General features: G+C 60.1%; 21 protein-coding genes and 4 pseudogenes. 14 read left to right on the forward strand and 11 right to left on the reverse strand.

Features of this window, described 5'->3' with window-relative positions:
- Positions 1 to 298: 298 nt before the first annotated feature.
- Positions 299 to 1,039, forward strand: a pseudogene (locus tag N2599_RS08545) (ISNCY family transposase); the annotation flags it as partial.
- On the opposite strand, the pseudogene N2599_RS08550 reads toward N2599_RS08545, so the two are convergent.
- A pseudogene (locus N2599_RS08550) lies at positions 1,029 to 1,469 on the reverse strand (hypothetical protein); the annotation flags it as partial. The pseudogenes N2599_RS08545 and N2599_RS08550 overlap by 11 nt on opposite strands.
- A gap of 302 nt (positions 1,470 to 1,771) precedes the next feature.
- Here N2599_RS08550 and N2599_RS08555 point away from each other — a divergent pair.
- The 5 genes and pseudogenes from N2599_RS08555 to N2599_RS08575 all read left to right on the forward strand — a co-directional run bounded on the left by N2599_RS08555 (position 1,772) and on the right by N2599_RS08575 (position 5,297).
- Positions 1,772 to 2,687, forward strand: a pseudogene (locus tag N2599_RS08555) (IS30 family transposase).
- Between the two features lie 157 nt (positions 2,688 to 2,844).
- The gene (locus N2599_RS08560) at positions 2,845 to 3,963 is read left to right on the forward strand and encodes an IS110 family RNA-guided transposase (RefSeq protein WP_260308238.1); all 1,119 of its coding nucleotides are present in this window, start codon (positions 2,845 to 2,847) and stop codon (positions 3,961 to 3,963) included.
- A gap of 406 nt (positions 3,964 to 4,369) precedes the next feature.
- Positions 4,370 to 4,487 (forward strand): annotated as a pseudogene (locus N2599_RS08565) (helix-turn-helix domain-containing protein); the annotation flags it as partial.
- Between the two features lie 153 nt (positions 4,488 to 4,640).
- Entirely contained in the window at positions 4,641 to 4,877 is a 237-nt protein-coding gene (locus N2599_RS08570; protein WP_027509512.1) for a type II toxin-antitoxin system Phd/YefM family antitoxin, read from the forward strand.
- 3 nt (positions 4,878 to 4,880) lie between these two features.
- On the forward strand, positions 4,881 to 5,297 hold the full coding sequence (locus tag N2599_RS08575) for a PIN domain-containing protein (protein WP_027509511.1): 417 nt from the start codon (positions 4,881 to 4,883) through the stop codon (positions 5,295 to 5,297).
- 387 nt (positions 5,298 to 5,684) lie between these two features.
- Here the strand turns inward: N2599_RS08575 and N2599_RS08580 are convergent, their stop codons facing one another.
- Positions 5,685 to 6,653, reverse strand: coding sequence for a DMT family transporter (locus tag N2599_RS08580; protein WP_027509510.1), 969 nt, complete (start codon positions 6,651 to 6,653; stop codon positions 5,685 to 5,687).
- Between the two features lie 272 nt (positions 6,654 to 6,925).
- Here N2599_RS08580 and N2599_RS08585 point away from each other — a divergent pair, with 272 nt between their 5' ends.
- Positions 6,926 to 7,840 carry a LysR family transcriptional regulator gene (locus N2599_RS08585; protein ID WP_027509509.1) on the forward strand — a complete coding sequence of 305 codons (915 nt, stop codon included), beginning with the start codon at positions 6,926 to 6,928 and terminating at the stop codon, positions 7,838 to 7,840.
- Here the strand turns inward: N2599_RS08585 and N2599_RS08590 are convergent.
- Positions 7,829 to 8,782, reverse strand: a complete 954-nt coding sequence (locus N2599_RS08590; protein WP_027509508.1) for an alpha/beta fold hydrolase — start codon at positions 8,780 to 8,782, stop codon at positions 7,829 to 7,831. The two genes, N2599_RS08585 and N2599_RS08590, sit on opposite strands and share 12 nt — an antisense overlap.
- 24 nt (positions 8,783 to 8,806) lie before the next feature.
- Positions 8,807 to 9,028 carry a DUF2798 domain-containing protein gene (locus N2599_RS08595; protein WP_027509507.1) on the reverse strand — a complete coding sequence of 74 codons (222 nt, stop codon included), beginning with the start codon at positions 9,026 to 9,028 and terminating at the stop codon, positions 8,807 to 8,809.
- Between the two features lie 141 nt (positions 9,029 to 9,169).
- Between N2599_RS08595 and N2599_RS08600 the strand changes: the two genes are divergently transcribed.
- From N2599_RS08600 to N2599_RS08620, 5 genes are all read left to right on the forward strand, one after another.
- On the forward strand, positions 9,170 to 9,799 hold the full coding sequence (locus N2599_RS08600) for an SDR family NAD(P)-dependent oxidoreductase (RefSeq protein ID WP_051336522.1): 630 nt from the start codon (positions 9,170 to 9,172) through the stop codon (positions 9,797 to 9,799).
- Positions 9,796 to 9,975, forward strand: a complete 180-nt coding sequence (locus tag N2599_RS08605) for a hypothetical protein (RefSeq protein WP_084606430.1) — start codon at positions 9,796 to 9,798, stop codon at positions 9,973 to 9,975. Before N2599_RS08600 ends, N2599_RS08605 begins: the two co-directional genes overlap by 4 nt.
- A gap of 130 nt (positions 9,976 to 10,105) precedes the next feature.
- Entirely contained in the window at positions 10,106 to 10,900 is a 795-nt protein-coding gene (locus N2599_RS08610) for an SDR family NAD(P)-dependent oxidoreductase (protein ID WP_027509506.1), read from the forward strand.
- 21 nt (positions 10,901 to 10,921) lie between these two features.
- Complete coding sequence (locus N2599_RS08615) at positions 10,922 to 11,329, forward strand: organic hydroperoxide resistance protein (RefSeq protein ID WP_027509505.1); 408 nt, start codon at positions 10,922 to 10,924, stop codon at positions 11,327 to 11,329.
- A 93-nt stretch (positions 11,330 to 11,422) separates the two neighbouring features.
- Positions 11,423 to 11,872, forward strand: a complete 450-nt coding sequence (locus N2599_RS08620) for a DUF6130 family protein (RefSeq protein ID WP_027509504.1) — start codon at positions 11,423 to 11,425, stop codon at positions 11,870 to 11,872.
- Between the two features lie 122 nt (positions 11,873 to 11,994).
- Here N2599_RS08620 and N2599_RS08630 read toward each other — a convergent pair whose 3' ends face one another.
- The 5 genes from N2599_RS08630 to N2599_RS08650 all read right to left on the reverse strand — a co-directional run bounded on the left by N2599_RS08630 (position 11,995) and on the right by N2599_RS08650 (position 17,409).
- Positions 11,995 to 12,843 carry a sugar phosphate isomerase/epimerase family protein gene (locus tag N2599_RS08630; protein WP_027509503.1) on the reverse strand — a complete coding sequence of 283 codons (849 nt, stop codon included), beginning with the start codon at positions 12,841 to 12,843 and terminating at the stop codon, positions 11,995 to 11,997.
- Between the two features lie 5 nt (positions 12,844 to 12,848).
- Complete coding sequence (locus N2599_RS08635) at positions 12,849 to 13,844, reverse strand: ABC transporter permease (RefSeq protein WP_027509502.1); 996 nt, start codon at positions 13,842 to 13,844, stop codon at positions 12,849 to 12,851.
- Positions 13,841 to 14,842, reverse strand: coding sequence for an ABC transporter permease (locus N2599_RS08640; protein WP_027509501.1), 1,002 nt, complete (start codon positions 14,840 to 14,842; stop codon positions 13,841 to 13,843). The genes N2599_RS08635 and N2599_RS08640 overlap by 4 nt, the downstream gene beginning before the upstream one ends.
- Positions 14,835 to 16,349, reverse strand: coding sequence for a sugar ABC transporter ATP-binding protein (locus tag N2599_RS08645; protein WP_027509500.1), 1,515 nt, complete (start codon positions 16,347 to 16,349; stop codon positions 14,835 to 14,837). The genes N2599_RS08640 and N2599_RS08645 overlap by 8 nt, the downstream gene beginning before the upstream one ends.
- A gap of 82 nt (positions 16,350 to 16,431) precedes the next feature.
- On the reverse strand, positions 16,432 to 17,409 hold the full coding sequence (locus tag N2599_RS08650) for a substrate-binding domain-containing protein (protein ID WP_027509499.1): 978 nt from the start codon (positions 17,407 to 17,409) through the stop codon (positions 16,432 to 16,434).
- Positions 17,410 to 17,651: 242 nt separating this feature from the next.
- On the opposite strand from N2599_RS08650, the gene N2599_RS08655 reads away from it, so the two are divergent.
- Together N2599_RS08655 and N2599_RS08660 are read left to right on the forward strand one after the other, a co-directional pair.
- Entirely contained in the window at positions 17,652 to 18,713 is a 1,062-nt protein-coding gene (locus N2599_RS08655; RefSeq protein WP_027509498.1) for a LacI family DNA-binding transcriptional regulator, read from the forward strand.
- 97 nt (positions 18,714 to 18,810) lie between these two features.
- The gene (locus N2599_RS08660; RefSeq protein WP_027509497.1) at positions 18,811 to 19,239 is read left to right on the forward strand and encodes a DUF4864 domain-containing protein; all 429 of its coding nucleotides are present in this window, start codon (positions 18,811 to 18,813) and stop codon (positions 19,237 to 19,239) included.
- 3 nt (positions 19,240 to 19,242) lie between these two features.
- On the opposite strand, the gene tgt is transcribed toward N2599_RS08660, so the two are convergent.
- The gene (gene tgt, locus N2599_RS08665; protein ID WP_027509496.1) at positions 19,243 to 20,373 is read right to left on the reverse strand and encodes a tRNA guanosine(34) transglycosylase Tgt; all 1,131 of its coding nucleotides are present in this window, start codon (positions 20,371 to 20,373) and stop codon (positions 19,243 to 19,245) included.
- The gene (gene queA, locus N2599_RS08670) at positions 20,370 to 21,455 is read right to left on the reverse strand and encodes a tRNA preQ1(34) S-adenosylmethionine ribosyltransferase-isomerase QueA (protein ID WP_027509495.1); all 1,086 of its coding nucleotides are present in this window, start codon (positions 21,453 to 21,455) and stop codon (positions 20,370 to 20,372) included. The genes tgt and queA overlap by 4 nt, the downstream gene beginning before the upstream one ends.
- Positions 21,456 to 21,475 lie beyond the last annotated feature (20 nt).

The following is a 21,475-nucleotide window of genomic DNA, read 5'->3' on the forward strand; positions in this document are numbered from 1 at the left end:
CCATGCCCGATGTTAGACAGAAGCAGCCCCAGACGAACACACGGAAATGCGGTACCCAGCCCGCGCATAAGAGTATGCCAGCCGTCGTCGAAACGCCCTGTCTCCTGCTTTGTTCAACAGCTTCACGCATGTGCTTTCGTCCTCAAAGCCGGAAAGGAAAAATTATCGCTAAGAAGCTTGCAAACGAACATAAGAGAGATGCGACAGTCTCGCCTCTCGACGCACTGGTCAAAGCCAACGTTGGGAGCAAGGATGACGATCTTCAGCCTGGTCGAGACCATGAGCGGTCGGAGTCGTCATGTCCTTTATGATCACCATGTCGCAGAAAGAGTTGCATCGCCTCGAAGTCATCCAGAAGATCCGTGACAAACGCCTGAGCGTTGTCCAGGCTGCCGAACTGCTCGACCTCAGTCGAAGTCAGGTCCATCGGCTGCTGCAGGCTTATGACCGGAATGGTCCAGCCGGCCTTGTTTCCAAGAAGCGATCACAGCCGAGCAACCGGCGCCATAGCGAGGAGTTTCGCAATGCGGCGCTGGATCTGATCCGGGAGCGCTATCTGGATTTCGGTCCGACGCTGGCGCGCGAGAAGCTGATCGAGCTGCACCGGATCTCGGTGGCCAAGGAAACGCTGCGGCAATGGATGACCGAGGCCGGCATCTGGATCTCGCGTCGCGAGCGCAAGAAGCGGGTTTTCCAGCCACGCGGCCGGCGCGACTGCTTTGGCGAACTGGTGCAGATCGATGGTTCGCATCACTGGTGGTTCGAGAACCGCGGCCCCAAATGCGCCCTGCTCGTCTATATCGATGACGCCACCGGCAAGCTGTTACATCTTCGCTTTGCCGGATCGGAGAACACGTTCGACTATCTGCATGCGACGAAGGCCTATCTGCAGCAATGGGGCAAGCCGCTGGCTTTCTATAGCGACAAGCATGGTGTTTTTCGTTCGACCCATGCGTCGGAGAAGGACCGGACGAGCGGCCTGACGCAGTTCGGTCGGGCGCTTTATGAGCTGAACATCGACATCATCTGCGCCACCAGCGTAATCGCGCTCGAACCTCCTCTTCCCGCTCGGTGGCGTGGACATACGAATAGAGGTAATCCGTGACGACCAGATCGAAGAAGGCTTGTGGGTTCACCAGGAACTCCCGGCCACGTCTGGTTGGCAGCAGCACATTCTTTTTCCGGCGAAGAAGCTTCAGATGACGGGCCATGTCGCGCACGACCCAAAGCGGCGGCATGTCGCTTTCATTGAGCACCTTGTTCATGCTGTAGAGGTCTTCGGCTGTGAACCCTGGCCAGAGGAAGTGCACAGCGGCCCAATGCACGAACTTGCGGTTCATGGCACCGGTTGCCGTCAATCCTATGCCACCTTCACCGTCAGCATAGATAACAGAAAGAAGCATACCGCGCAGAAGTGGTGACAGCGCGGCGACATCCACGTCACCCTGCAGTTTGATTTCTGGAAGCATCGTGCGGCTTTGATCCCTACCCCGCCCCATGCAGGTGCAAACGAGTATCAGACGGCGACGGAACAATTACTACTGAGAAAGCTAAAGCCGAAGAGGAGCGTTATCACCCGCCCCCGCTCCTCCCTTGCAACCCGGCCCAGCCGGTCGGATCGGGGGCTGACCGACGGAGCCAGTGTCGCATCTCTAAATGGCTGACCACGTCGCAGCACTAATCAGCTTTGACATGATGTGTAAGGGGGTACATTCTATTTTCAAGTGCGACATGCCAATGATTACAATGGCTTCACCTTGGAGAAATTTGCATGTCGCATTGCTATTCACAGCTCACCCTGTCCGATCGCCGGCGTTTGTATCAGCTGAAGGAACGCAAACTACCGGTTGGTGAGATCGCTCGCCAGCTTGGCCGCCACCGCTCGACGATCTACCGCGAACTCAAGCGCAATACCTTCCATGACCGCGAGTTTCCCGAGTACAGCGGTTACTTCGGGACGATCGCCGACGACCTCCGCAAGGAGCGCCGCCGGCGGCTGCGCAAGCTCAGACGGCATCCCGAACTGCGCGAGTTTGTCATTGAGCGGTTGAAGGAGTTCAGGCAGGTGCTCGTAAAGGTCGCTCGGCCTTTACGAGCACCTGCCTGAACGGCGCCGCAGACGCCGCCCGCGCGGCTCCCGCAAGCCGCGTGACGGCCTCATCCCGTTTGAGTGCCGGATCTCGCAACGGCCTGATTTTATTGATGATCTGTCTGAGTTTGGGCATTGGGAAGGCGACCTGCTGATCTTTGATCGCCAACTCGGCCAATACAACGTGACGTCGCTCGTTGAACGGGTGAGCCGCTACACCGTGGTGATCAAGAACCGCAGCCGCCACTCGCGACCGATCATCGACAAGATCGTCCATGCCTTCTCGCCCCTGCCGTCTTTTGCGCGTCGCAGCTTTACCTTCGACCGCGGCACCGAGTTTGCCGGCTTCAGGGCTCTGGAAGACGGGATCGGCGCCAGGAGCTGGTTCTGCGACCCAAACTCACCCTGGCAAAAAGGTGCTGTCGAGAACGCCAACAAACGCATCCGCCGCTTCCTGCCTGGCCACACCGACCTGTCACTCGTGAGCCAACAACAGCTCGTCCACCTCGCCCATCAATTGAATGCAATACCCCGCAAATGCCTCGGCTACAAAACACCGGCCGAAGTGTTCATCGCCCATTTGCGCGAATGTGGCTGATCCCCTACCCTGTAATCCGGCAGGTTGCACTTGGCGTAGATTCTCCAGTTAGACCGTATGTTCGTGGGGTGAAGGTGGCCCGCCCCCGCGTTAAGCTGAATTCGGGGGTTGCTCTGGATTGGCCGGAGCCGAGCCCCATGCTTAGCGAGGGCGAACCATGAAAGAGAATAGCGTACTTTTCATCGGCTTGGATACGTCGAAGCTGAAGATTTCAGTGGCGGTTGCCGATGGCGGTCGTAACGGCGAGGTGCGGTTTTTCGGCGATATCTCGTCGGAGCCGGCGTCGGTGGCGTCGATGGTCGCCAAGCTTTCCAAGCGTGGAGCCAAGCTTCATTTTTGTTATGAAGCCGGCCCGACCGGTTACGGTCTTTATCGCCAGATTGTTGAACTGGGGCATGACTGCGTGGTGGTGGCGCCATCGCTGGTGCCCAGGCGTGCGGGCGACCGGGTGAAGACCAACCGCCGCGATGCCGTAAGCCTGGCGCGCCTGCACCGGGCGGGCGAGCTGACGGCGGTCTGGGTCCCGGATGAAGGCCATGAGGCGATCCGCGACCTGGTGCGGGCCCGCGAGGCTGCCAACGACGCGTTGAAGCAGGCACGTCAGCAACTCCAATCCTTTCTCCTGCGGCACGGCCGGATTTATACCGGCCGCACGCCATGGACGCATGCCCATACAAGATGGCTGGCGCGCCAGGCCTTCGATCATCCCGCCCACCACATCCTGTTGGCGGAATTTTGCCAGGCCATCGAGGATGCCGGCGTGCGTCTGGACAGGCTGACAAAGCTGGTTGCCGAGACCGCGGCATCCTGGTCGATGGCGCCGGTTGTGGCCGCCTATCAAGCGATGCGCGGCGTCGCGTTCATGACAGCGGTCACCTTTGTGGTCGAAATCGGCGATGTCCGGCGCTTTGGCAATCCTCGCCAGCTGATGGCGTATCTCGGTCTCGTGCCATCGGAAAGCTCAACCGGCGAACGGGTCAAACGTGGTGGGATCACCAAGGCAGGCAACACAAGGGCGCGAAGGGTCCTCGTCGAAGGAGCCTGGACATATCGCTTCCCGGCTCGCGTGAGCCCGGCGATCCAGGCCCGGCTGGATGGCCTGCCAAGAGCGGTTCGAGAGATTGCCTGGAAAGGTCAGGTGCGGCTTTGCGCGCGCTATCGCAAGCTGATGGCGGCAGGCAAGCCGAAGGTCGTCGCGGTCACCGCCGTTGCCCGGGAAATGGCAGCGTTCCTGTGGGCGATCGGGCAGGAGGTCGCTCCCACAGCAAAAATCTAAAGCCAATCGTCGGCGCAATGCGCGACAAACCAGTCAAGACGCAAACATCTGCTGTTGAACAAAGATGGAGGCAGGGCTCCGGTGGGGAACCCTCGTCATCTCTATGTGGCGGATAAAATCCATGCCCGATGTTAGACAGAAGCAGCCCCAGACGAACACACGGAAATGCGGTACCCAGCCCGCGCATAAGAGTATGCCAGCCGTCGTCGAAACGCCCTGTCTCCTGCTTTGTTCAACAGCTTCACGCATGTGCTTTCGTCCTCAAAGCCGGAAAGGAAAAATTATCGCTAAGAAGCTTGCAAACGAACATAAGAGAGATGCGACAGTCGTCGCCTCTTGGGATGCCGGTCGAACGTCAGCGTTGGGAAGCAAGATTAGCGACGACGTGCATCGTGGCCGAGGCCCTATGTGTTCGGCGTCGCAGGTTCGCCAAGGCAGCCTGACGGTCATCCGGGCCGCTGAGTTGCTTGGGCTCAGTCGCAGCCAGGTCCATCGGCTTTTGCAGGCCTATGATCATGGCCGGCACTCTCGGCCTGGTTGCTGTGGCAGTCACCGCTTTTCGGGCGCGTCTCCGAAGCATGGCCCCGAAGGAGGCGCCGGGGAAGAGGACAGTCCATTGACCAAGCAGCGTCATCCTCCTATATTCTGACCATATAGTCATTTTTATGGAGGCGACAATGAAGAGCGTCCCTATTGTCGAGGCAAAAGCTCACTTTTCCGCCCTGCTGGCCGAGGTAGAAGCCGGCAAGGAAATCGCCGTGACCCGGCACGGCAAGGTGATCGCACGGCTGGTCCCAGACTACCCACGCAAGGCGGCCGAGGCCTTTCGGGATTTCTGGTCCGATGCCAATGAAATTGATCTCGTCGCGCACGAAGATCTGCCGGCCGAAGACGTGCCCTCTCTGGATGACTAGGTCGTGTCCGATCTCTACCTTATCGACACAAACATTGTGATCGCGGCTCTGAAAGGGCGCGAGGAAGTTCGCCAGCGGCTGGAATCCGAGGAGCTGAGTGCTATCCGCCTTTCGGCGATCGTGCTGGGCGAGCTGGAATTCGGCGCGGAGAAGAGCGAATACGGCGAGCGCAATCGTGCGCGTCTAGCAACGCTCGCCCAGCGCCTGCTACTGGTTGGGATCGATCACGACACCACCCGGCATTACGGAAAGATACGCGCGCTGCTGGAGCGACAGGGGACACCGATCGGCGCCAACGATACATGGATCGCCGCGCAGGCGCTGGCGATCGGCGCGACGCTTGTCACCGACAACGAGCGCGAGTTCGCGCGCGTGCCTGGCCTGACCCTTGAAAACTGGCTGCTGCCGCCAAAGTCCTGAGCGAGAGGGCCCGTCGCGCCGCCGATCTTTAGGTTGACACCACGCATCAGGGGTTGGCGGCCATGAGGCGCAGCTTATGCGCTCCGACTGGCGTGTCGGCGCTTGTACACTAATCATTGAATCGAACCATTGCCTAGCCTACGTGATAACCGCCATCCACCGGCAGGGTGACGCCGGCCACGCAAAGTTAAAGTGTCCCGATTCTGCAAAGTTGGAATGTCACTCTCCCCGGGTTTTGAGGACGTGGAAGATTGTACCAACTTCGATGATCTCTTGGGCCGAGCATGTCGCGTGCGTCTCGACGACTTCGCGGCAAATGCGGGCGCTGCGTTGGATGTCATTTCATCACCGATGCCAGCGCCTGTCATTGATCCGGCGCGCAGCAGGTCACTCCTGCGCAAGCAATGTCGTTCCCGATGCGAATTGGCGATCGTAGAAAATCCGCACTGACAGAACAACGCCGGCGATCAGGACAACCACCCCAGCCACTTCGATGGGGGTTGGCCAGCGGGTATGTGCGACAAGTCCTCCGATAACACCGAAGGCTGTTTCCGAGATGATCAATTGCGCGGCCAAGGCAACCGGCAGGCTCCGTGATGCAACGTTCCAGGCCCAGGCGCCGCCTACGGTTACCAGCAGCGCGAGGGACACACCCCAAACATATAGGCTGCCGGCGGCACTCCAGCCGAATCCCAATGTTGGAAGCTGGAAGAGGTCCATCGCGGCACCGACAGGATAAAACGCCAGCATCAAGACGCCGCCTCCGACTAGTATCAGCGCTGACCACACACCGGAGGGCATTTCTGGTCGGGCGGCGAGTGCAGCCTGATTGGCAAGGGCGAACCAGACCCAAAGTCCCACGGCAGCGAGCGATAACGGCACGCCAATCCACAACGATTGGACAGAGTTCAATCCTTCGGTCGTGAATGCCGGGCCATTGACGAGAACGAGGCCGACCAGCACCAGCGCCAAAGGCATCATAAGGAATCGCCATGGCATTGATCCCTGACGCTGATTACCGATGACCATCAATACGATCGGAACCAGACCTAGAAAGGCGGGAGCGATGACTGGGCCGGCAAAGATGGCCGCTCCCGTCACCGTCAGGAAGTAGCCGACATATCCGACAAAGGCGAGCCAGATAGCTTGCAGGCAGTTTCGAAGCGTGAGGTGGCGCATGACGCGCTTCTCAGAAAACAAGATGTAAAGCCCGACGAGCGCAGAAACAACGTGACGGACTAGGGCAAAATCAAAGGTGGAATAGTCACCGATGATGAAGGGCACAACGAAGTTGAGCGAAAAGGCAAAGGCCGCAAAGAGAGCGGCTGACACGCCAACATAAAAGACCCTGTTCATAGTGGTCATCCCTTTGAGACTGCGTCACTGGAAATTTGATTGCGGTAACGCTGACAGCTTTGGTTAGCAATCAAGCGAAACCCTCTGTCGAATGACTAAAATTTACCGGCCGCGAGCCGTGGCTGGTACCCAGCGAAAATGAGAACCACCCTCTCGATACGCACCCATCGGACCATGATCGGGATACGATTCACGCAGACGACTGTGCGGCCTATTCAGCAGAACCGATTTCTCATATCCTCAACATCGAGGTTTCTAATCGTCGGGACGTTATGGATCGGCTTGATGCAATGCGGGTTCTGCTTGCGGTGGTTGACGCCGGGAGCTTGTCGGCGGGCAGCCGGAAGCTGAATGCGCCGCTGCCGAGTGTCAGCCGCAAGGTCGCCGATCTGGAGCGATATCTCGGCGCAAACCTCATCATCCGAACAAGCCGCAACCTGCAGCTTACCGACGCCGGTCGCGACTATGTCGATGCGGCGCGCAAAATCATCGCCGATCTGGAGGAGGTCGAACGCAGGGCCTCAGGCGAATATCAAACGCCGCGGGGACTGCTCACCATCACGATGCCGATCGAGTTTGGCCACCGGTACGTTCTGCCGATCGCGCTCGACTTCATGAACGAGCATCCGGAGGTGACTTTGAACCTCCTGTCCCTCGACCGTTCTGTTCATCTCGCCAACGAGCAGGTCGACGTCGCCATCCGACTTGGTGAGTTGGTCGACAGTTCGCTCTACGCCGTCAAGGCCGGCGAGTTCCGCCTGTTGACCTGCGCAAGCCCGGCCTATCTGGAACGGCATAGCGTTCCCCAACATCCCACCGAGCTCACCAATCACGACGGAATCATGTTCCATAACCGGTCGTTCTTCTGGAGTTTCGAGATCGACGGGAAGTCTGTCGAGGCGATGCCACGCAGCCGGATCGAGGTCAACACGGCGGCCAATTGCGTCGCAGCCGCGCGAAATGGAGCCGGGATCGCCCGCCTCTTCGACTACCAGGTTCCGGAGGAAGTGTCCTCGGGCGCGCTCGTGCAGATCTTGAAGGACTACGGCGGTAGGCCCAAGCCGATCCACATCGTCTATTCGCGTCAGGGGCTACTCGCTCTCAAAGTGCGTGCCTTCATCGATTGGATGCTCCCCCGGCTTCGCGCGGCTTGCAGCAATTATTGCGATCCACCGTCACCGGAATGAAGCGCGCACTTCCTCGACCGTCCTCTCCGGCTTCTGGAGATGAGGGTAATGGCCAGTGTCAGGGAGAATTGAAAGTTCGGCCCTGAGCCGTTCGGCGAGTTCTACCCCCATTTCCTTCTTGATGTAGAGATCCTTCTCGCCCCATACCACCTTTACAGGAGTCCTTAGCTTGTCCAGATTGGCTTCGAAATACTGCTGGTCCCTGGTGAAATGCGTGTAATAGCTCGCAAAGGCGTCAGCCGTCGTCAGCGTGCCATAGGACCAGCCACGCGCCATGTCGCTCCTGAACCGGGCGGAGAGCTCGAACTGCACCTCCTTCGCTAGCCCTCTCCTGAAGGCGTTCTCGAGAATGTCCGCGCGGTTTTTGTTGAGCTGTTCCCGTGCCTGAGCCGCTGACCGCCTATCCTTCAGCTTCTGCAGGCTCTCATACATGTAATGCGGCCGATCGAAGGGCGCGAAGTCGCCGACGATAATGGTTCGTGCAATGTCGGGCTTCTCCAAGCCCAGCAGCAGCGCCGGCAGGGCGCCGATGTCGGTGGCATAGATCGTAAGCTTGGACCGGTCGATGTGAGCCTTCGCGATGTAGGCGTCAAGCACACGCGCATAATCCATCGGCGCATAAGAAAAGCGGTCCGTGGTCGGCCGCGACGAGAGCCCGAAGCCGGGCCAATCGAATGCGTGGACCTCGTAATCGTCGGCGAGAGCTAGGGATACTTCCTTCCAGGCATACATCGTTTCCGGGAAGCCATGCAGGAAGAGGACGGTCCCCTTCGGGTCGAGACTATGCACGACCGACCTTCTCAGTGTGATGTCGTTGTCGATCTGAATGAAGCTGATATTCGCCCTCGGTTGATGCGAGCGGTCCTCGGCATGTGTTACGGTCGCGATAGAGGAAATCATCGCTGCCGCGGCAAACAGCCGTCGAAGGGTGGCCATTGTCATGTCAGTAGCTCCAGCTTCGTCGCGTCAACGGACAACGCGGTCGACCTGCGCCTGAAGGCGCGGGCCGACCAGCAGGATGGCGGGGACAACGATGAGGTAGGCGATGCTCCACGAGCGGAGCCATGTCAGGACGAACCCCCTTGAGAAGCCCAGATTGAGCGCGAGCAATGTGAAAGAGATCAACCCTGTCGTTACGATACCCATCGACAAGGCGAAGGCGATCTTGCGTTTGAAATGCGTGTCCATGTCGGTCTCCCGGTTCGAGGTGAAATGGGGATCGGCTCAGCGGTTACGATCCCGGATTGTGGCTTCGAAGATCGCGCAACGTCGGCACCGGCGGTAGCGGGGAAACCTGAGAGGCAGCCTCTTGAATCCGGTAAGTTATCAATGGCGAGGAAACCGTTATACCGATCGCGAAAGGACAACCGTCATGTCGCGACCGCGCCCCACGCATCCTGTGCGATTGGCCTGGTCTACGCCGATCGCCTGGCACGCCGCGGGTATGATCTCGTGCTGCTTGCACATCGTGCCGAACGCCCGGGCGCGCTCGCGCGCGTCCTTCGAAGCGAAACCGATGCGGTGATCGAGGTGCGCGTCGCCGATCTGACACGGGAAGGTGATCTGAAAGATGTCGGGGCCGAGCTCGCTGAGCTCGATCTCCTTATCAACAATCTGGAGCTGCCGACGGACCGGCCGCTCGCTCATGGACGCATGTCGAGTCTTGATCGGCTGCTTGATACCAACATCACGGCCTGTACACGATTGGCGACCGCTGCAGCCCGAAGGGTAGCTCAGCGCCGTGAGGGCGCGGTCGTGAATGTTGCATCGGCGGCTGGTCTGGCTCCCGAGATTTCCGCAGGTGCCAATGGCGCCACCAGAGCCTTCGTCATCGCCCTGACCCGAACGATGCAAGTCGAGCTGATACATGACAACGTCTATGTCCAACTCGTCATCGCTGCTGCCACACGGACCGATATTTGCCATGGGATTGTCCGCCCGAACCTCTGCCTAGCATGATGTCGCCGCAGGATTTCGTCGACGCCGCGATGGTCGGGCTCGATCTTCGCGAGCCAATCACCATCCCCTCGCTCGCCGAGACGGGGGAATGGACGCGGTACAAAAGCGCCCGCAACGCACTGCTTTCCGGCCTCGTCAATAGCGATCCGGCTTCTCGCTACCTGAAGCGTGGCTGATCGAAAACGAGAGGCTCACTCTCGTTTTCGCTCACTACCGGTCAACTTTTCCCAAGCTCATATTCCCGTCATCGCTGCCCACAACCACATTGGTCCGGGCGGCGTCCATCAAAACCCGAAAGGAAATGCCATGCCTGAGACATTGGGAACGGCCGTCATTACCGGGGCCTCGAGCGGCATCGGCGCCCTCTATGCCGATCGCCTTGCCCGTCAGGGCTATGACCTTGTGCTCGTCGCACGAAATGCCGAGCGGTTGGAGCGGATCGCGCGTCCGATCCGCGAGCAGACAGGCCGCATCATCGAGACCGTCACTGCCGACCTGACATTCGCCGATGACGTCAACCACGTCGCCAGCCTGATTGCCGACAACGCCGAGATCACCGTACTGATCAACAATGCAGGCGTGGGAGCGACCGCGCCGTTGCTTCAATCCGACGCCAATGCGATGAGCGCGATGATCGCACTCAATGTCGAGGCGCTAACGCGGCTGACCTATGCCGCCGTCCCCGGTTTCGTTGCACGCGGCCGGGGAACGATCGTCAATATCGCATCGATCGTGGCGATCACGCCCGAAAGGCTGAACGGCGTCTATGGCGGCAGCAAGGCGTTCGTCCTCGCCTTCAGCCAGAGCCTCCGGCAGGAGCTCGAGGGTAGCAATGTCCACGTTCAGGTCGTCCTTCCCGGAGCGACCGCCACCGACTTCTGGGACGCCGCCGGTCTGCCTGTCGCGCACCTGCCCGAGGAAATCGTCATGCCGGCCGATGCCCTGGTCGATGCGGCGCTCCTGGGGCTTTCCCGCAAAGAATTCGTCACCATACCCAGCCTGCATGATGTCGCGCAGTGGGATGTCTACGAAGCCGCCCGGCAGGCTATGGCCGGAAATCTGTCTACCAACAAACCAGCAGCCCGCTATCTAGCCGGCTGAAATTCAACAAGGTACATCTTAATGCCGAAAGTCATCTACACTGGCAACACCAACACCACGGGCGGCCGAGACGGCGCGTCTCGCAGTTCCGACGGGCGTCTCGATGTCAAACTGTCGCCGCCGGGCTCTTCAGGCCTGGGCACCAATCCCGAACAGCTCTTCGCGGCGGGCTGGTCCGCCTGTTTCCTCGGCGCAATCGGAAGGGCGGCTGCCGAGCGCCAACTCCGCGTGCCCGCCGACGCTGCGATAAATGCCGAAATCGACCTCGTCTTGAATGACGACGGCTATGTGCTGCAGGCACGGCTGAATGCAAAGCTGCCGGGCATCGAGGCGAACCTCGCCAGGTCTTTGGTCGAGCGCGCCCACCAGCTCTGCCCCTATTCCAAGGCCACCCGCGGCAACATCGCAGTCGAGCTCAATGTCGTTTGATCGGTGTCCGATTAACGCCCTCCAACCCAACACCGCGCCGGCGTCCCGAGATATGTCGGTCATGACCGGCGCGACTACGACGAGATTTTTGTCATGACCACGATCGCAAGAGCCCTCGCAACGGCAGCTTTCCTACTCGCCGCGGGCACACCCATCCACGCGCAATCGCCGCAACATGCAGCCACACAGTTCCTGCCGATCAAGAACGAGCCTGCACCCAAACTCTTTGTGGATCAGCCCCTTCCGAGACCTCTGATTACCAGAGGCGTAGCCATAATTCCCTATCGGGCCGAGAACTTCCGCATCCTGCCCATCTTCGGCGCTAGCGCAACCGATGTCTCGCCGCGAGCTGGGCACCTCCATGTCAGCATCGATGACCTGCCATGGCGGTGGGCCGATGCAGGCGGCACTGGCGCGATCGTCCTGACCGGACTGCCGCCAGGCGAACACAAAGTGCTCATCGAAATCGCCACGCCAGAACACGAAGTGCTAGGCGGAAAAGTTGTGAAATTCACTGTACCCGCGATCGACAGCGCTCGATGATTTTCCCCGAATTGCGCCGCAACGCGTTCGAGGATTAAGCAAAATCTCAACGGCTATTATTGCGCAACAGCGAACGAGATCGCACGCGAGCGGCGCGCCAAGCTGCGCAAATAGCCTCAGCGTCAGATCAGGCCGTATTGCCGTGCCTTGTTGCGCAGGAACGGCAGGCCGTTACCCATCACCTCTGCCTCGTCTTTTGCCACCGGCCGCCAGACCGCGAGGCCGTAAGCGACCTGCGGCGGCATGTTGATGAAACTCTCCATCGCGAGCCCGCCCTTGAAGCTGATGGCGGCGAGCGCCGCGTATACCTCGTTCCAGGGAACATTGCCGTAGCCTGGCGTGCCTCGGTCGCTTTCCGAAAGATGGATGTACTTCAGATGATCGCGGGCATCGAGAATGCCGTTGGCGGCACCCTTCTCCTCGATGTTCATATGATAGGTGTCGAGATGAACGAAAACATTGTCGGCCCCGACCCGCTCGATCATGTCCACCGCCTGGCGGGCGGTGTTGATCAGATGGTTCTCGTAACGGTTCACCGCCTCGACGCCCAATTCGATACCCTTCGACTGGGCATGCTTGGCCGCTGCCTGCAGCGCGCGCGCGATATTGTCGTATTCGCCTTGCGTCGGCGGTACGCCAGTGCGCTCGCCGATGCCGCCGAAAATCACACCGGAAAGCGCTTCCGCCCCCATTTCCGCCGTTTTATCGATGGCGACCTTCAAATGCTCGATCGCCGCGTCGGGACGAACTGATGCCCAGGCGTTCTCCGGCAAGCCCAGCGAGCAGACAGCGCGCAGCTTGTGTTTTTCCAGCAAGGTCCTGGTATGCGCCGCATCGACGGCCGGGGCATTGAGGAGCGCGATCTCGATGAAGTCCATCTCATATTTGACGGCGGCGGCAATCGCCTTTTCCGCGCCGGCGCGATCCCAATTCATGGTCCACATGCTAGTATGAACACCAAAGCCTTCCATGGGCCTTATCCTTTTTTCCGGTTGAGCAGTTTGAGATGCCCCGCGGCGTAGCGCAGGATCATCACGGCGATGAGCAGGATGCCCCAGACGGCCGTCGCCAAATGCTGGTTGGCGCCCATCAGGTTGAGACCGGACGCGAGCAGTTGCAGAACGACGAGCGCCACGAAAACGGGGATGACCCGGCCGAAGCCGCCGAACGGATTGACGCCGCCGAGGAAACAGGCAAGCACGGTGATCAACAGGTAGGATTCGCCGTGACCGACGCGCACCGAGTTGAACCGGGCGAGCATGATGATGCCGGCGACCGCGCACATGGCGCCAGACAGCATATAAACCAGCACCAGGACCTTGCGCGTATTGACGCCCGAATATCGCGTCGCCTCGATATTCGAGCCGATCATGTAGGTGTTGAAGCCTAGCTTCATCCGCGTCAGCAACAGATGCCAGATCGCCACACAGCCGATGAAAACGAGGAGCGGCACCGGAAAACCAAGCACGCTGCCATGACCGAGCGGCGCAAGGTAGGCCGGGAAGCCGGAAACATCGCCGCCGCGCGTCAAGAACTCGCCGAGCCCGCGTAGGAAGATCATCATCGACAACGACACCAGGATCGGGTGGGCACGCGTATAGGCGATCACCAGCCCCATCACGACACCGCTTGCCGCGCCCGCGCCGATAGCGAGCAGGCCGCCGAGGAAGAAGGCGAAGGGTCCCGCATCCACGCCGCCGTTCATTTGCAACACCCAGGCGAGCGTCAATCCGGCAATGTTGGCGGTGAAGGTGATGGCAAGATTGAGCCCGCCGGTGAGCACCGGCAGCAGCATGGCGAGCGTGAGAAGCCCGAGCTCCGGCAGCTGGAAGGCGACTGAGCCGAAGGTGGCACGGCTCAGGAACTGAGGCGACGCCAGGCCGAAGAAGAGCACCACCGCGAAGAGCGCAAGTCCCGGCCCGGCCATTTCCGGCCCCAGGACGGCCCTGCTGCGCCTGATGATTGCGGTCATTTGCTGCCTCCATTCTGGCGCATGAACGGCAGCAGCTTTTCAATGCGTGCATTCGACAGCGTGATGGCAACCAGAATAATGGCGCCGACGATCATCTTGAAGGCATAGGGCGAGACGCCTGCGAGATTGAGACCATTCTGCGTGATCGAGATGAGTAGCACGCCCAGCACGCAACCGAGCACCGACCCCTTCCCGCCGCCGAGCCGGGCGCCGCCCAGTACCACAGCGGCAAGTACGTCGAGCTCGCGGCCGTATAGCGCGTTCGGGACGACTTCCTGTGCGTAATGCGCCTGGATCAGGCCGCCGATACCAGCCATCAGGCCAAGCCAGCCATAGGCGATGAATTGCATTGCGCCGATATTGATGCCGAAACGGCGCGCGCCTTCCGGATTGTCGCCGAAAGCATAAAGCTGCCGTCCTGTCGTCGTTCGTGTGATGAGCAGCCAGGTGGCGGCGACGCAGATGAGCATGACCAGCACCGGCAGCGTGATCTCGATCCAGCTTCCGTCGGCCATCTCGTGCTCGAACAGGATAATGCGCGTGGTCAGCCAGTCCGGCAGATCGTAGATCGATACTCCGCGCGAGAAGAACATCAACAGGCCAAAATAGATGTTGAAGGTGGCGATGGTCACAACGATCGAAATGATCCGGAATTTGTGGATCAGGAAGGCATTGACGGCTCCGAGCAGGATTCCGAGTCCGCTGGCGATCAGCAGTCCGCTCACCCAACTGCCGCCGCCTACCCAGCCGAGCAAGATTGCGGTGATGTATTGAACGACGGAGGCGGCGACCGCGAAGGAGATATCAATGCCACCGGCAATCAGCACGACCAGCAGGCCAACGGCGAAGATGATGTTGACAGAACTGGTGTTGAGCAGGTCGAACGCGTTTCCCAGCGAAAAGAAGCGGTCGGTGACGATCGACAGGAAGAGGCAGATGATTGCGATAACCGCAAGCAGGGCAAATTCCGTCGCATGGGACTGAACGGCGTTACGCATAGACGGCAGCCTCAATGTCCTGAAGTGCGCAATCGCGCGGCGTAAACCTGTTGACGATACGGCCCTTGGCCATATGCAGAACGCGATCCGCGTGGAAATAGACCTCCGGGACCTCGTGGGAGATCAGGATGATCGCGAGGCCGCTGTCGGCGAGCTTGGCGACGATATCGAAGATGCCGGCGCGGGCACCGACATCGACGCCGACGGTCGGGGCGTCGAGAATGAGCAGTTTCGGGTTTGTCGCCAGCCACTTGGCGATGGCCACGCGCTGCTGGTTGCCGCCCGAAAGCGTCGAAACGGCATCGTCCTGCTTGCCGATCCTGATGCCGAGATCGGCGATCCACCGGGCAACGAGATCCCACTTGCGGGAATCGGACAACAGCCCGCGGGAGATGATCCTGTCAAGCGACGCGATCACCAGGTTGTCGGCGATCGACTGAGGCTGAATGAGGCCGAGCGACAGCCGGTCCTCGGAGAGATAGGCGATACCGGCTGCGATGGCCTCGCGATTGGAGGAGAAACGCACCGGCTTGCCCTCAAGCCGGATCGTACCGGCTTTCGGTTTCAGCATGCCGAACAAGGAGTGCGCAAGCTCGGTGCGGCCGGCGCCGAGCAGGCCGGTAATACCCAATGTCTCCCCGCACCGCACGCTAAGAGAAATATCCTCGAACTGCCCCGGCCGCGAGAGCCCATCGACCTCCAGCACCACCGGATTGCGGCTAACGTCGCGGACGCGGAGCGCCTGGTCGAAAGTCTTTCCGGTCATCAGCTCGGTGATGCGCGACTGGGTCATGCCTGTTGCCGGATAGATGCCGACAAGCGCACCGTCTCTCAGGACCGTCAGCCGGCTCGATATCTCGAGCACCTCGGCGAGCCGGTGGCTGACGAACACAACGGCCACGCCGGAAGCCGAGAGTGTCCGGACAATGCCGATAAGGCGGTCGGTTTCAGATTGCGTGAGTGAGGCGGTTGGCTCGTCCATGAAGACCAGCTTAGCGTCACCGATGAGCGCTCGCGCGATTGCCACGATTTGGCGCTGGGCGATCGCATATTCCTTCAGTGGCAGATCCACATCGAGAGCGACGCCAAGCCGCGCAAGCGCCCTTACCGCGGTCTCCCGCATGCTGTTATAGTTGACAGGCCGCGGCCAGCGGCCAAGCACCGTCTGGAAGGCGATGTTCTCGGCAACCGTCATTTCCGGAAACAAGGCGAGATCCTGCCAGATGACCTGGATGCCCGCGGCTTGGGCCGTTACCGGCGACATGTGCGAATAGGTCTGGCCGTCATATTCGATGACGGCACCGGACTGGGGACGATAAACGCCGGTGATGATCTTGATCAACGTGCTCTTGCCGGAGCCGTTTTCACCCGCCAGGCAATGCACCTCGCCTGGAAGAACGTCGAAGCTGACGTTCTTCAACGCTTTGACGCCGCCGAAGGTCATGTTGATGTTGCGCAGCGACAACAGCGGCTTTGGGCCGTCTTCCGGGCTTTCAGGTGCGGTCATCATATCAACCTATGGAATTTCCCGGCGCCACCGAGCCGGCCGAAGCCAGCCCGGCAGGCCGGGAGAACGCGTCCTGGCGAACTTACAGGCCCATGCCCGCAAGCTCGTCCACGGTGTCCTTGTTGATCGGCAGCAGTTGATCGACGATGATGTCGTTGCCGACCGGCTTGATCACACCAAGACCGGGAATGTTGTCGCCGTCCTTGACGCTCTCACCCTTGATCAGGCGATCGGCCATGGTGACGAAGACTTCGCCGGCCTGCTTCGGATTCCACATGAAGCCTCCGGAAATCGCGTCCGCCTTGATGAGCTTCCGGCCCTGGCCGGGCGAAAAAGGCCCAAGAACGAAGATTTCCCCAGTCTTGCGGCGCTCCTCGACGGCGCGGCCCGCACCGATGGGGCCCTGGCTGCCGAAAGCAAGGAAACCCTTGAGATCCGGATGCGCGGAGATGAGATCGAGTGCCGTCGAGCGGCTCTTGTCGACATCCTCGGCCACGCCGTAGCGCTCGCCGACTAGCTTCATATCGGGATAATTCGCCTTGATGTAAGCGATCGCTGCATCCGCCCAGGCATTGTGCAACGGAACCGTGAGCGAGCCGACGAACACGGCATATTCGCCCTTGCCGGCCATTTTCTCCGCCAGGAGCTTGGCATGCGCTTCGCCGAAGCCGGTCGACGAGGCCAATTCGAAATTCCAGTCGGCGCCTTTCTGGCCGGGCGATTCATGGGTGATCACGATAATGCCCGCCGCCTTCGCCTTGGCCAGAACGGGTTCCAGCACTTTCGCGTCGTTCGGAACGACGCCGATCACTTTGACGTTCTGGGCAATCAGGTCCTCGATGGCGCGCACCTGAAGCGCTGGATCGGCGCTCGTCGGGCCGACCATGAAGGCATCGAGACCGAGCTTGCCCCCCTGCTCCTTGATCCCGGCTTCCATTGCATTAAACCATGGGATGCCACCGATCTTGACGACGACGCCGACCTTATCTGCGGCCAGCGCTGCGAACGAAACGCCAAGCGACAGCGATGCAGCAAGCACTGCGATCATAAGCTTTTTCATATCTCTTCCTCCTCCAGACGTTTTCACGCAGGGAAACACTCACGGGCCGCCGGCTGGCGGTACCTGTCAGTTTGGTTTCGGTCGACGCGGAAATCGCATCCTCCAACGCGCCGCCTCCTCAAGCGGACCTCAAATGCACAATCGATATTTCTTCCTTGCACAATCGATGGTGCAAATAATATCTTTTGGATTTAAGCTTTCGTCAAGAGGAAATCGGCACTAAGGAACTGCTGGAGGATCACATGAAGCAACAGGGCAAAAAGAAAGCGACGATCTATGATCTTTCGATCCTGTCGGGATGCTCCGCCTCGACCGTCAGCGCCGTCCTGAACGGCACCTGGCGTAAACGGCGCATTCGGGAAAGCACGGCCGAACTTATTCAGAACCTCGCCGAACAGCACCAATATACTGCCAACCTCCAGGCCCGCGGCTTACGCAATTCCCGCTCGGGGCTTGTCGGGCTGCTTCTGCCGGTGCATGACAACCGCTATTTCTCGTCCATGGCACAGACCTTCGAGGCACAGGTGCGCAGCCACGGCAAATGTCCGGTCGTCGTCAGCGCTTCCCGCGATCCTCAGGAAGAGCTTGCAACCGTCGAAACGCTGATCTCCTATTCGATTGATGAACTGTTCATCGCCGGGGCGACCGATCCCGACAGCGTTCACACCTTGTGCGAAGCCGCGGGCATCCGGCACATCAATATCGACCTGCCGGGGACGAAGGCGCCATCGGTCATCAGCGACAACTATCAGGGCGCGCGGATGCTGACCGAAGCGATCATTCAGCGTTTCGATCCCGCCCATCCGCTGAAGCCCGACGAGCTATTCCTGTTTGGCGGACGTAACGACCATGCCAGCCGGGAACGCATAAGAGGCTTCCGCGATATCAAAAAGGCGCTGCTCGGCACGAGCAAGGATGCATGCATTCAGCCGACCGGCTATTCACCCAATATGACACAGAAGGCCTTCGAAGCCTTCTATGAGCGCGAAGGCAAGCTGCCGCGCGGGCTCTTCATCAATTCCTCGATCAACTTCGAGGGTCTGCTCCGCTTCATGGCGCAGCACCCCCACGAGACCTTCGCCGACATCGTCGTCGGCTGCTACGACTATGATCCCTTCGGCTCATTCCTGCCCTTCCCGGTCATCATGATCAGGCAGAACACCGAGAGCATGCTTGCAAAAGCATTTGAGCTCATCGAAGAGCATCGCCCCGTCAACAAGATTCACCTCATCCAGCCGGAGTTGATCCATCCACGGACCGCGCTGAAAGGCCCCCTGGATGCAATCAAGGATGTCTACGCTTGAACAGAGCGTCGAAAGCTAGGGCCTTCCCCTGACGCGGCCTACTTTTCTATTCCGCAAAATGGCCTACACTCCGATTGATATCGCCGGAGATGAATCCATGCGCGCCCTATATGCTGTGCTTGCTCTGTGTGCTGCGACGGTCCTCTTCTCCTTGCCGGCGCGTGCTGAAGATCCGATCGATGCGACGCGGCATATCATCGAGGATCAGATCACGGCTTTCCTGAAGGACGATGCGGAGGCGGCCTATTCCTTTGCTGCGCCTGGTATCAAGGCGATGTATCCGGACAAGAACATGTTCTTTGCGATGGTGAAGAAGAGCTACGAGCCTGTCTATCATCCCGGGAACTACGCCTTCGGCCGCAGCCGTTCGATCGATGACGGCACGATGATTTATCACGAGGTTCTGATATCCGGCCGCGACGGCAAGGACTGGACGGCGATCTACCAAATGATGCGGCAGCCAGACGGCGGCTACAAGATCAACGGCGTGCAGATCGTGCCGAATACCGAGAGCAAAGGCATCTGAACCTCAGGCGCGCTCGAGATCGCCCTTTGCCCATTCCTCCTGCGTTTCCGCCATGAAATCGGCGAAGCGACCCTCGGAAATTGCCGCGCGGATGCCCTGCATCAGCTCCTGATAGTAGTTGAGATTGTGCCAGGAGAGCAGCATGCCGCCGAGCGCCTCATTGGCCCGGACGAGATGGTGCAGATAGGCGCGCGAATAATCGCGCGAGGCCGCGCAATTCGACTGGTCGTCGAGCGGGCGCGTATCCTCAGCATGGCGGGCGTTGCGGATATTGACCTTGCCGCGGCGGGTAAAGGCCAGGCCATGGCGGCCGGAGCGGGTCGGCATTACGCAGTCAAACATGTCAATGCCGCGGGCAACCGATTTCAGGATATCGTCCGGCGTGCCGACGCCCATGAGATAGCGCGGCTTTTCGCTCGGCAGCACCGGCAGCGTTTCCTCGAGCATCTTCAGCATAACGTCCTGCGGTTCGCCGACGGCAAGACCTCCCACCGCATAGCCCTTGAGGTCAAGCTGTGCCAGTTCTTCGGCCGAGCGGATGCGGAGTGCGGGAATGTCGCCACCCTGCACGATGCCGAACATCGCCTTGCCCGGCTGGTTGCCAAAGGCCACCTTGCAGCGCTCGGCCCAGCGCAGTGAAAGCTCCATCGCCCGTTCGATCTCACGCGGTTCGGACGGAAGCGCCACGCATTCGTCAAGCTGCATCTGGATGTCGGAGCCGAGCAGGCCCTGGATTTCGATCGAGCGCTCCGGCGACATGTGGTGCAGGCTACCGTCGACATGCGACTTGAAGGTGACGCCCTGCTCGTTAAGTTTGCGCAGAGCGGAAAGCGACATGACCTGGAAGCCACCGGAATCGGTCAGGATCGGATGTTCCCAACGGATGAGGCTGTGCAGGCCGCCAAGGCGCGCGACACGCTCAGCCGTCGGCCGCAGCATCAGGTGGTAGGTGTTGCCGAGAATGATGTCGGCGCCCGTTTCGCGAACCTGGTCGAGGTACATCGCCTTGACCGAGCCGACAGTGCCGACCGGCATGAAAGCTGGCGTGCGGATCGTGCCGCGCGGCATGGAGATTTCGCCGAGGCGAGCGCCTGCATCGGTCTTCTTGAGGGCGAACTGGAAATTCTCGGTCATTTGTCTTTCCGGAAAAGAAGGCTCGCGTCACCGTAGGAGTAGAAGCGGTAGCCGTTTGAAATGGCGTGTTTGTATGCCGCCTGCATGGTCTCGAAGCCAGAGAATGCTGAAACCAGCATGAAGAGCGTCGAGCGCGGCAAGTGGAAATTGGTCATCAGGACATCGACCGCCTTGAAACGGTAGCCAGGCGTGATGAATATGCCGGTGGCGTCCGCCCAGGCACGGATTTCTCCATCGTCGGCAGCCGCGCTTTCGATCAGCCGCAGCGACGTCGTACCGACGCAAATGATGCGCCCGCCCCTCGCCTTGACGGCGTTCAGTTTTGCAGCCGTCTCCGCGCTAACATAGCCGCTTTCAAGATGCATCTTATGATCGGCGGTGTCGTCGGCCTTGACCGGCAGGAAGGTGCCGGCGCCGACATGCAGCGTCACGAAATGGCGTTCGACACCGGCCTTGTCCAGAGCTTCGAAAAGTCGTGGCGTGAAATGCAGGCCGGCGGTGGGCGCTGCAACGGCGCCTTCGTCGCGGGCGTAGATCGTCTGGTAGTCAGTGCGATCGCGCTCGTCGTCAGGACGCTTGGCGGCGATATAGGGCGGCAGCGGAATATGGCCGACGGAGGCGATCGCCTCGTCGAGCCCCGGGCCGGAAAGATCAAACGCAAGCGTGACTTCACCGCCCTCTCCCTTCTCCTCGACGGTGCAATCGAGCTGGCCAAGGAAGCAGCTTTCCCCGCTGTGGCCGAAGGCGATGCGATCACCGATCTTGATCCGTTTGCCGGGCTTGGCGAAAGCTTTCCAGCGACTGGCACCGACGCGCATATGCAATGTCGCCGAGACCTGCTGGCCGCCCGCCCCTTCGCGATGGCGGATGCCTTCGAGCTGCGCGGGAATGACCTTGGTATCGTTGAAGACCAGCGCATCCCCTTGCCGGAGGAACGACGGCAGCTCGCTGACTGAGTGATCGCTGAGGACCGTTTCGGCATGCGGATCGACGACGAGCAGGCGCGCGCTATCGCGCGGCTCGGCGGGCCGCAGGGCGATCCGTTCATCCGGCAGGTCGAAATCGAAAAGGTCAACGCGCATCGGGCACTTTCAGCAAAGCA

This window comes from Rhizobium sullae (assembly GCF_025200715.1).
Taxonomy (GTDB): domain Bacteria; phylum Pseudomonadota; class Alphaproteobacteria; order Rhizobiales; family Rhizobiaceae; genus Rhizobium; species Rhizobium sullae.

Excerpts from the sequence above, each read along its gene's own strand:
- N2599_RS08585 (WP_027509509.1), top strand. The coding sequence starts at position 6,926 with ATGGATCGGCTTGATGCAATGCGGGTTCTGCTTGCGGTGGTTGACGCC.
- N2599_RS08610 (WP_027509506.1), top strand. The coding sequence starts at position 10,106 with ATGCCTGAGACATTGGGAACGGCCGTCATTACCGGGGCCTCGAGCGGC.
- N2599_RS08615 (WP_027509505.1), top strand. The coding sequence starts at position 10,922 with ATGCCGAAAGTCATCTACACTGGCAACACCAACACCACGGGCGGCCGA.
- N2599_RS08645 (WP_027509500.1), bottom strand. The coding sequence starts at position 16,349 with ATGACCGCACCTGAAAGCCCGGAAGACGGCCCAAAGCCGCTGTTGTCG.
- N2599_RS08620 (WP_027509504.1), top strand. The coding sequence starts at position 11,423 with ATGACCACGATCGCAAGAGCCCTCGCAACGGCAGCTTTCCTACTCGCC.
- N2599_RS08600 (WP_051336522.1), top strand. The coding sequence starts at position 9,170 with ATGGCGAGGAAACCGTTATACCGATCGCGAAAGGACAACCGTCATGTC.
- queA (WP_027509495.1), bottom strand. The coding sequence starts at position 21,455 with ATGCGCGTTGACCTTTTCGATTTCGACCTGCCGGATGAACGGATCGCC.
- tgt (WP_027509496.1), bottom strand. The coding sequence starts at position 20,373 with ATGACCGAGAATTTCCAGTTCGCCCTCAAGAAGACCGATGCAGGCGCT.
- N2599_RS08580 (WP_027509510.1), bottom strand. The coding sequence starts at position 6,653 with ATGAACAGGGTCTTTTATGTTGGCGTGTCAGCCGCTCTCTTTGCGGCC.
- N2599_RS08630 (WP_027509503.1), bottom strand. The coding sequence starts at position 12,843 with ATGGAAGGCTTTGGTGTTCATACTAGCATGTGGACCATGAATTGGGAT.
- N2599_RS08635 (WP_027509502.1), bottom strand. The coding sequence starts at position 13,844 with ATGACCGCAATCATCAGGCGCAGCAGGGCCGTCCTGGGGCCGGAAATG.
- N2599_RS08660 (WP_027509497.1), top strand. The coding sequence starts at position 18,811 with ATGCGCGCCCTATATGCTGTGCTTGCTCTGTGTGCTGCGACGGTCCTC.
- N2599_RS08570 (WP_027509512.1), top strand. The coding sequence starts at position 4,641 with ATGAAGAGCGTCCCTATTGTCGAGGCAAAAGCTCACTTTTCCGCCCTG.
- N2599_RS08640 (WP_027509501.1), bottom strand. The coding sequence starts at position 14,842 with ATGCGTAACGCCGTTCAGTCCCATGCGACGGAATTTGCCCTGCTTGCG.
- N2599_RS08655 (WP_027509498.1), top strand. The coding sequence starts at position 17,652 with ATGAAGCAACAGGGCAAAAAGAAAGCGACGATCTATGATCTTTCGATC.
- N2599_RS08605 (WP_084606430.1), top strand. The coding sequence starts at position 9,796 with ATGATGTCGCCGCAGGATTTCGTCGACGCCGCGATGGTCGGGCTCGAT.
- N2599_RS08560 (WP_260308238.1), top strand. The coding sequence starts at position 2,845 with ATGAAAGAGAATAGCGTACTTTTCATCGGCTTGGATACGTCGAAGCTG.
- N2599_RS08595 (WP_027509507.1), bottom strand. The coding sequence starts at position 9,028 with ATGGACACGCATTTCAAACGCAAGATCGCCTTCGCCTTGTCGATGGGT.
- N2599_RS08590 (WP_027509508.1), bottom strand. The coding sequence starts at position 8,782 with ATGACAATGGCCACCCTTCGACGGCTGTTTGCCGCGGCAGCGATGATT.
- N2599_RS08650 (WP_027509499.1), bottom strand. The coding sequence starts at position 17,409 with ATGAAAAAGCTTATGATCGCAGTGCTTGCTGCATCGCTGTCGCTTGGC.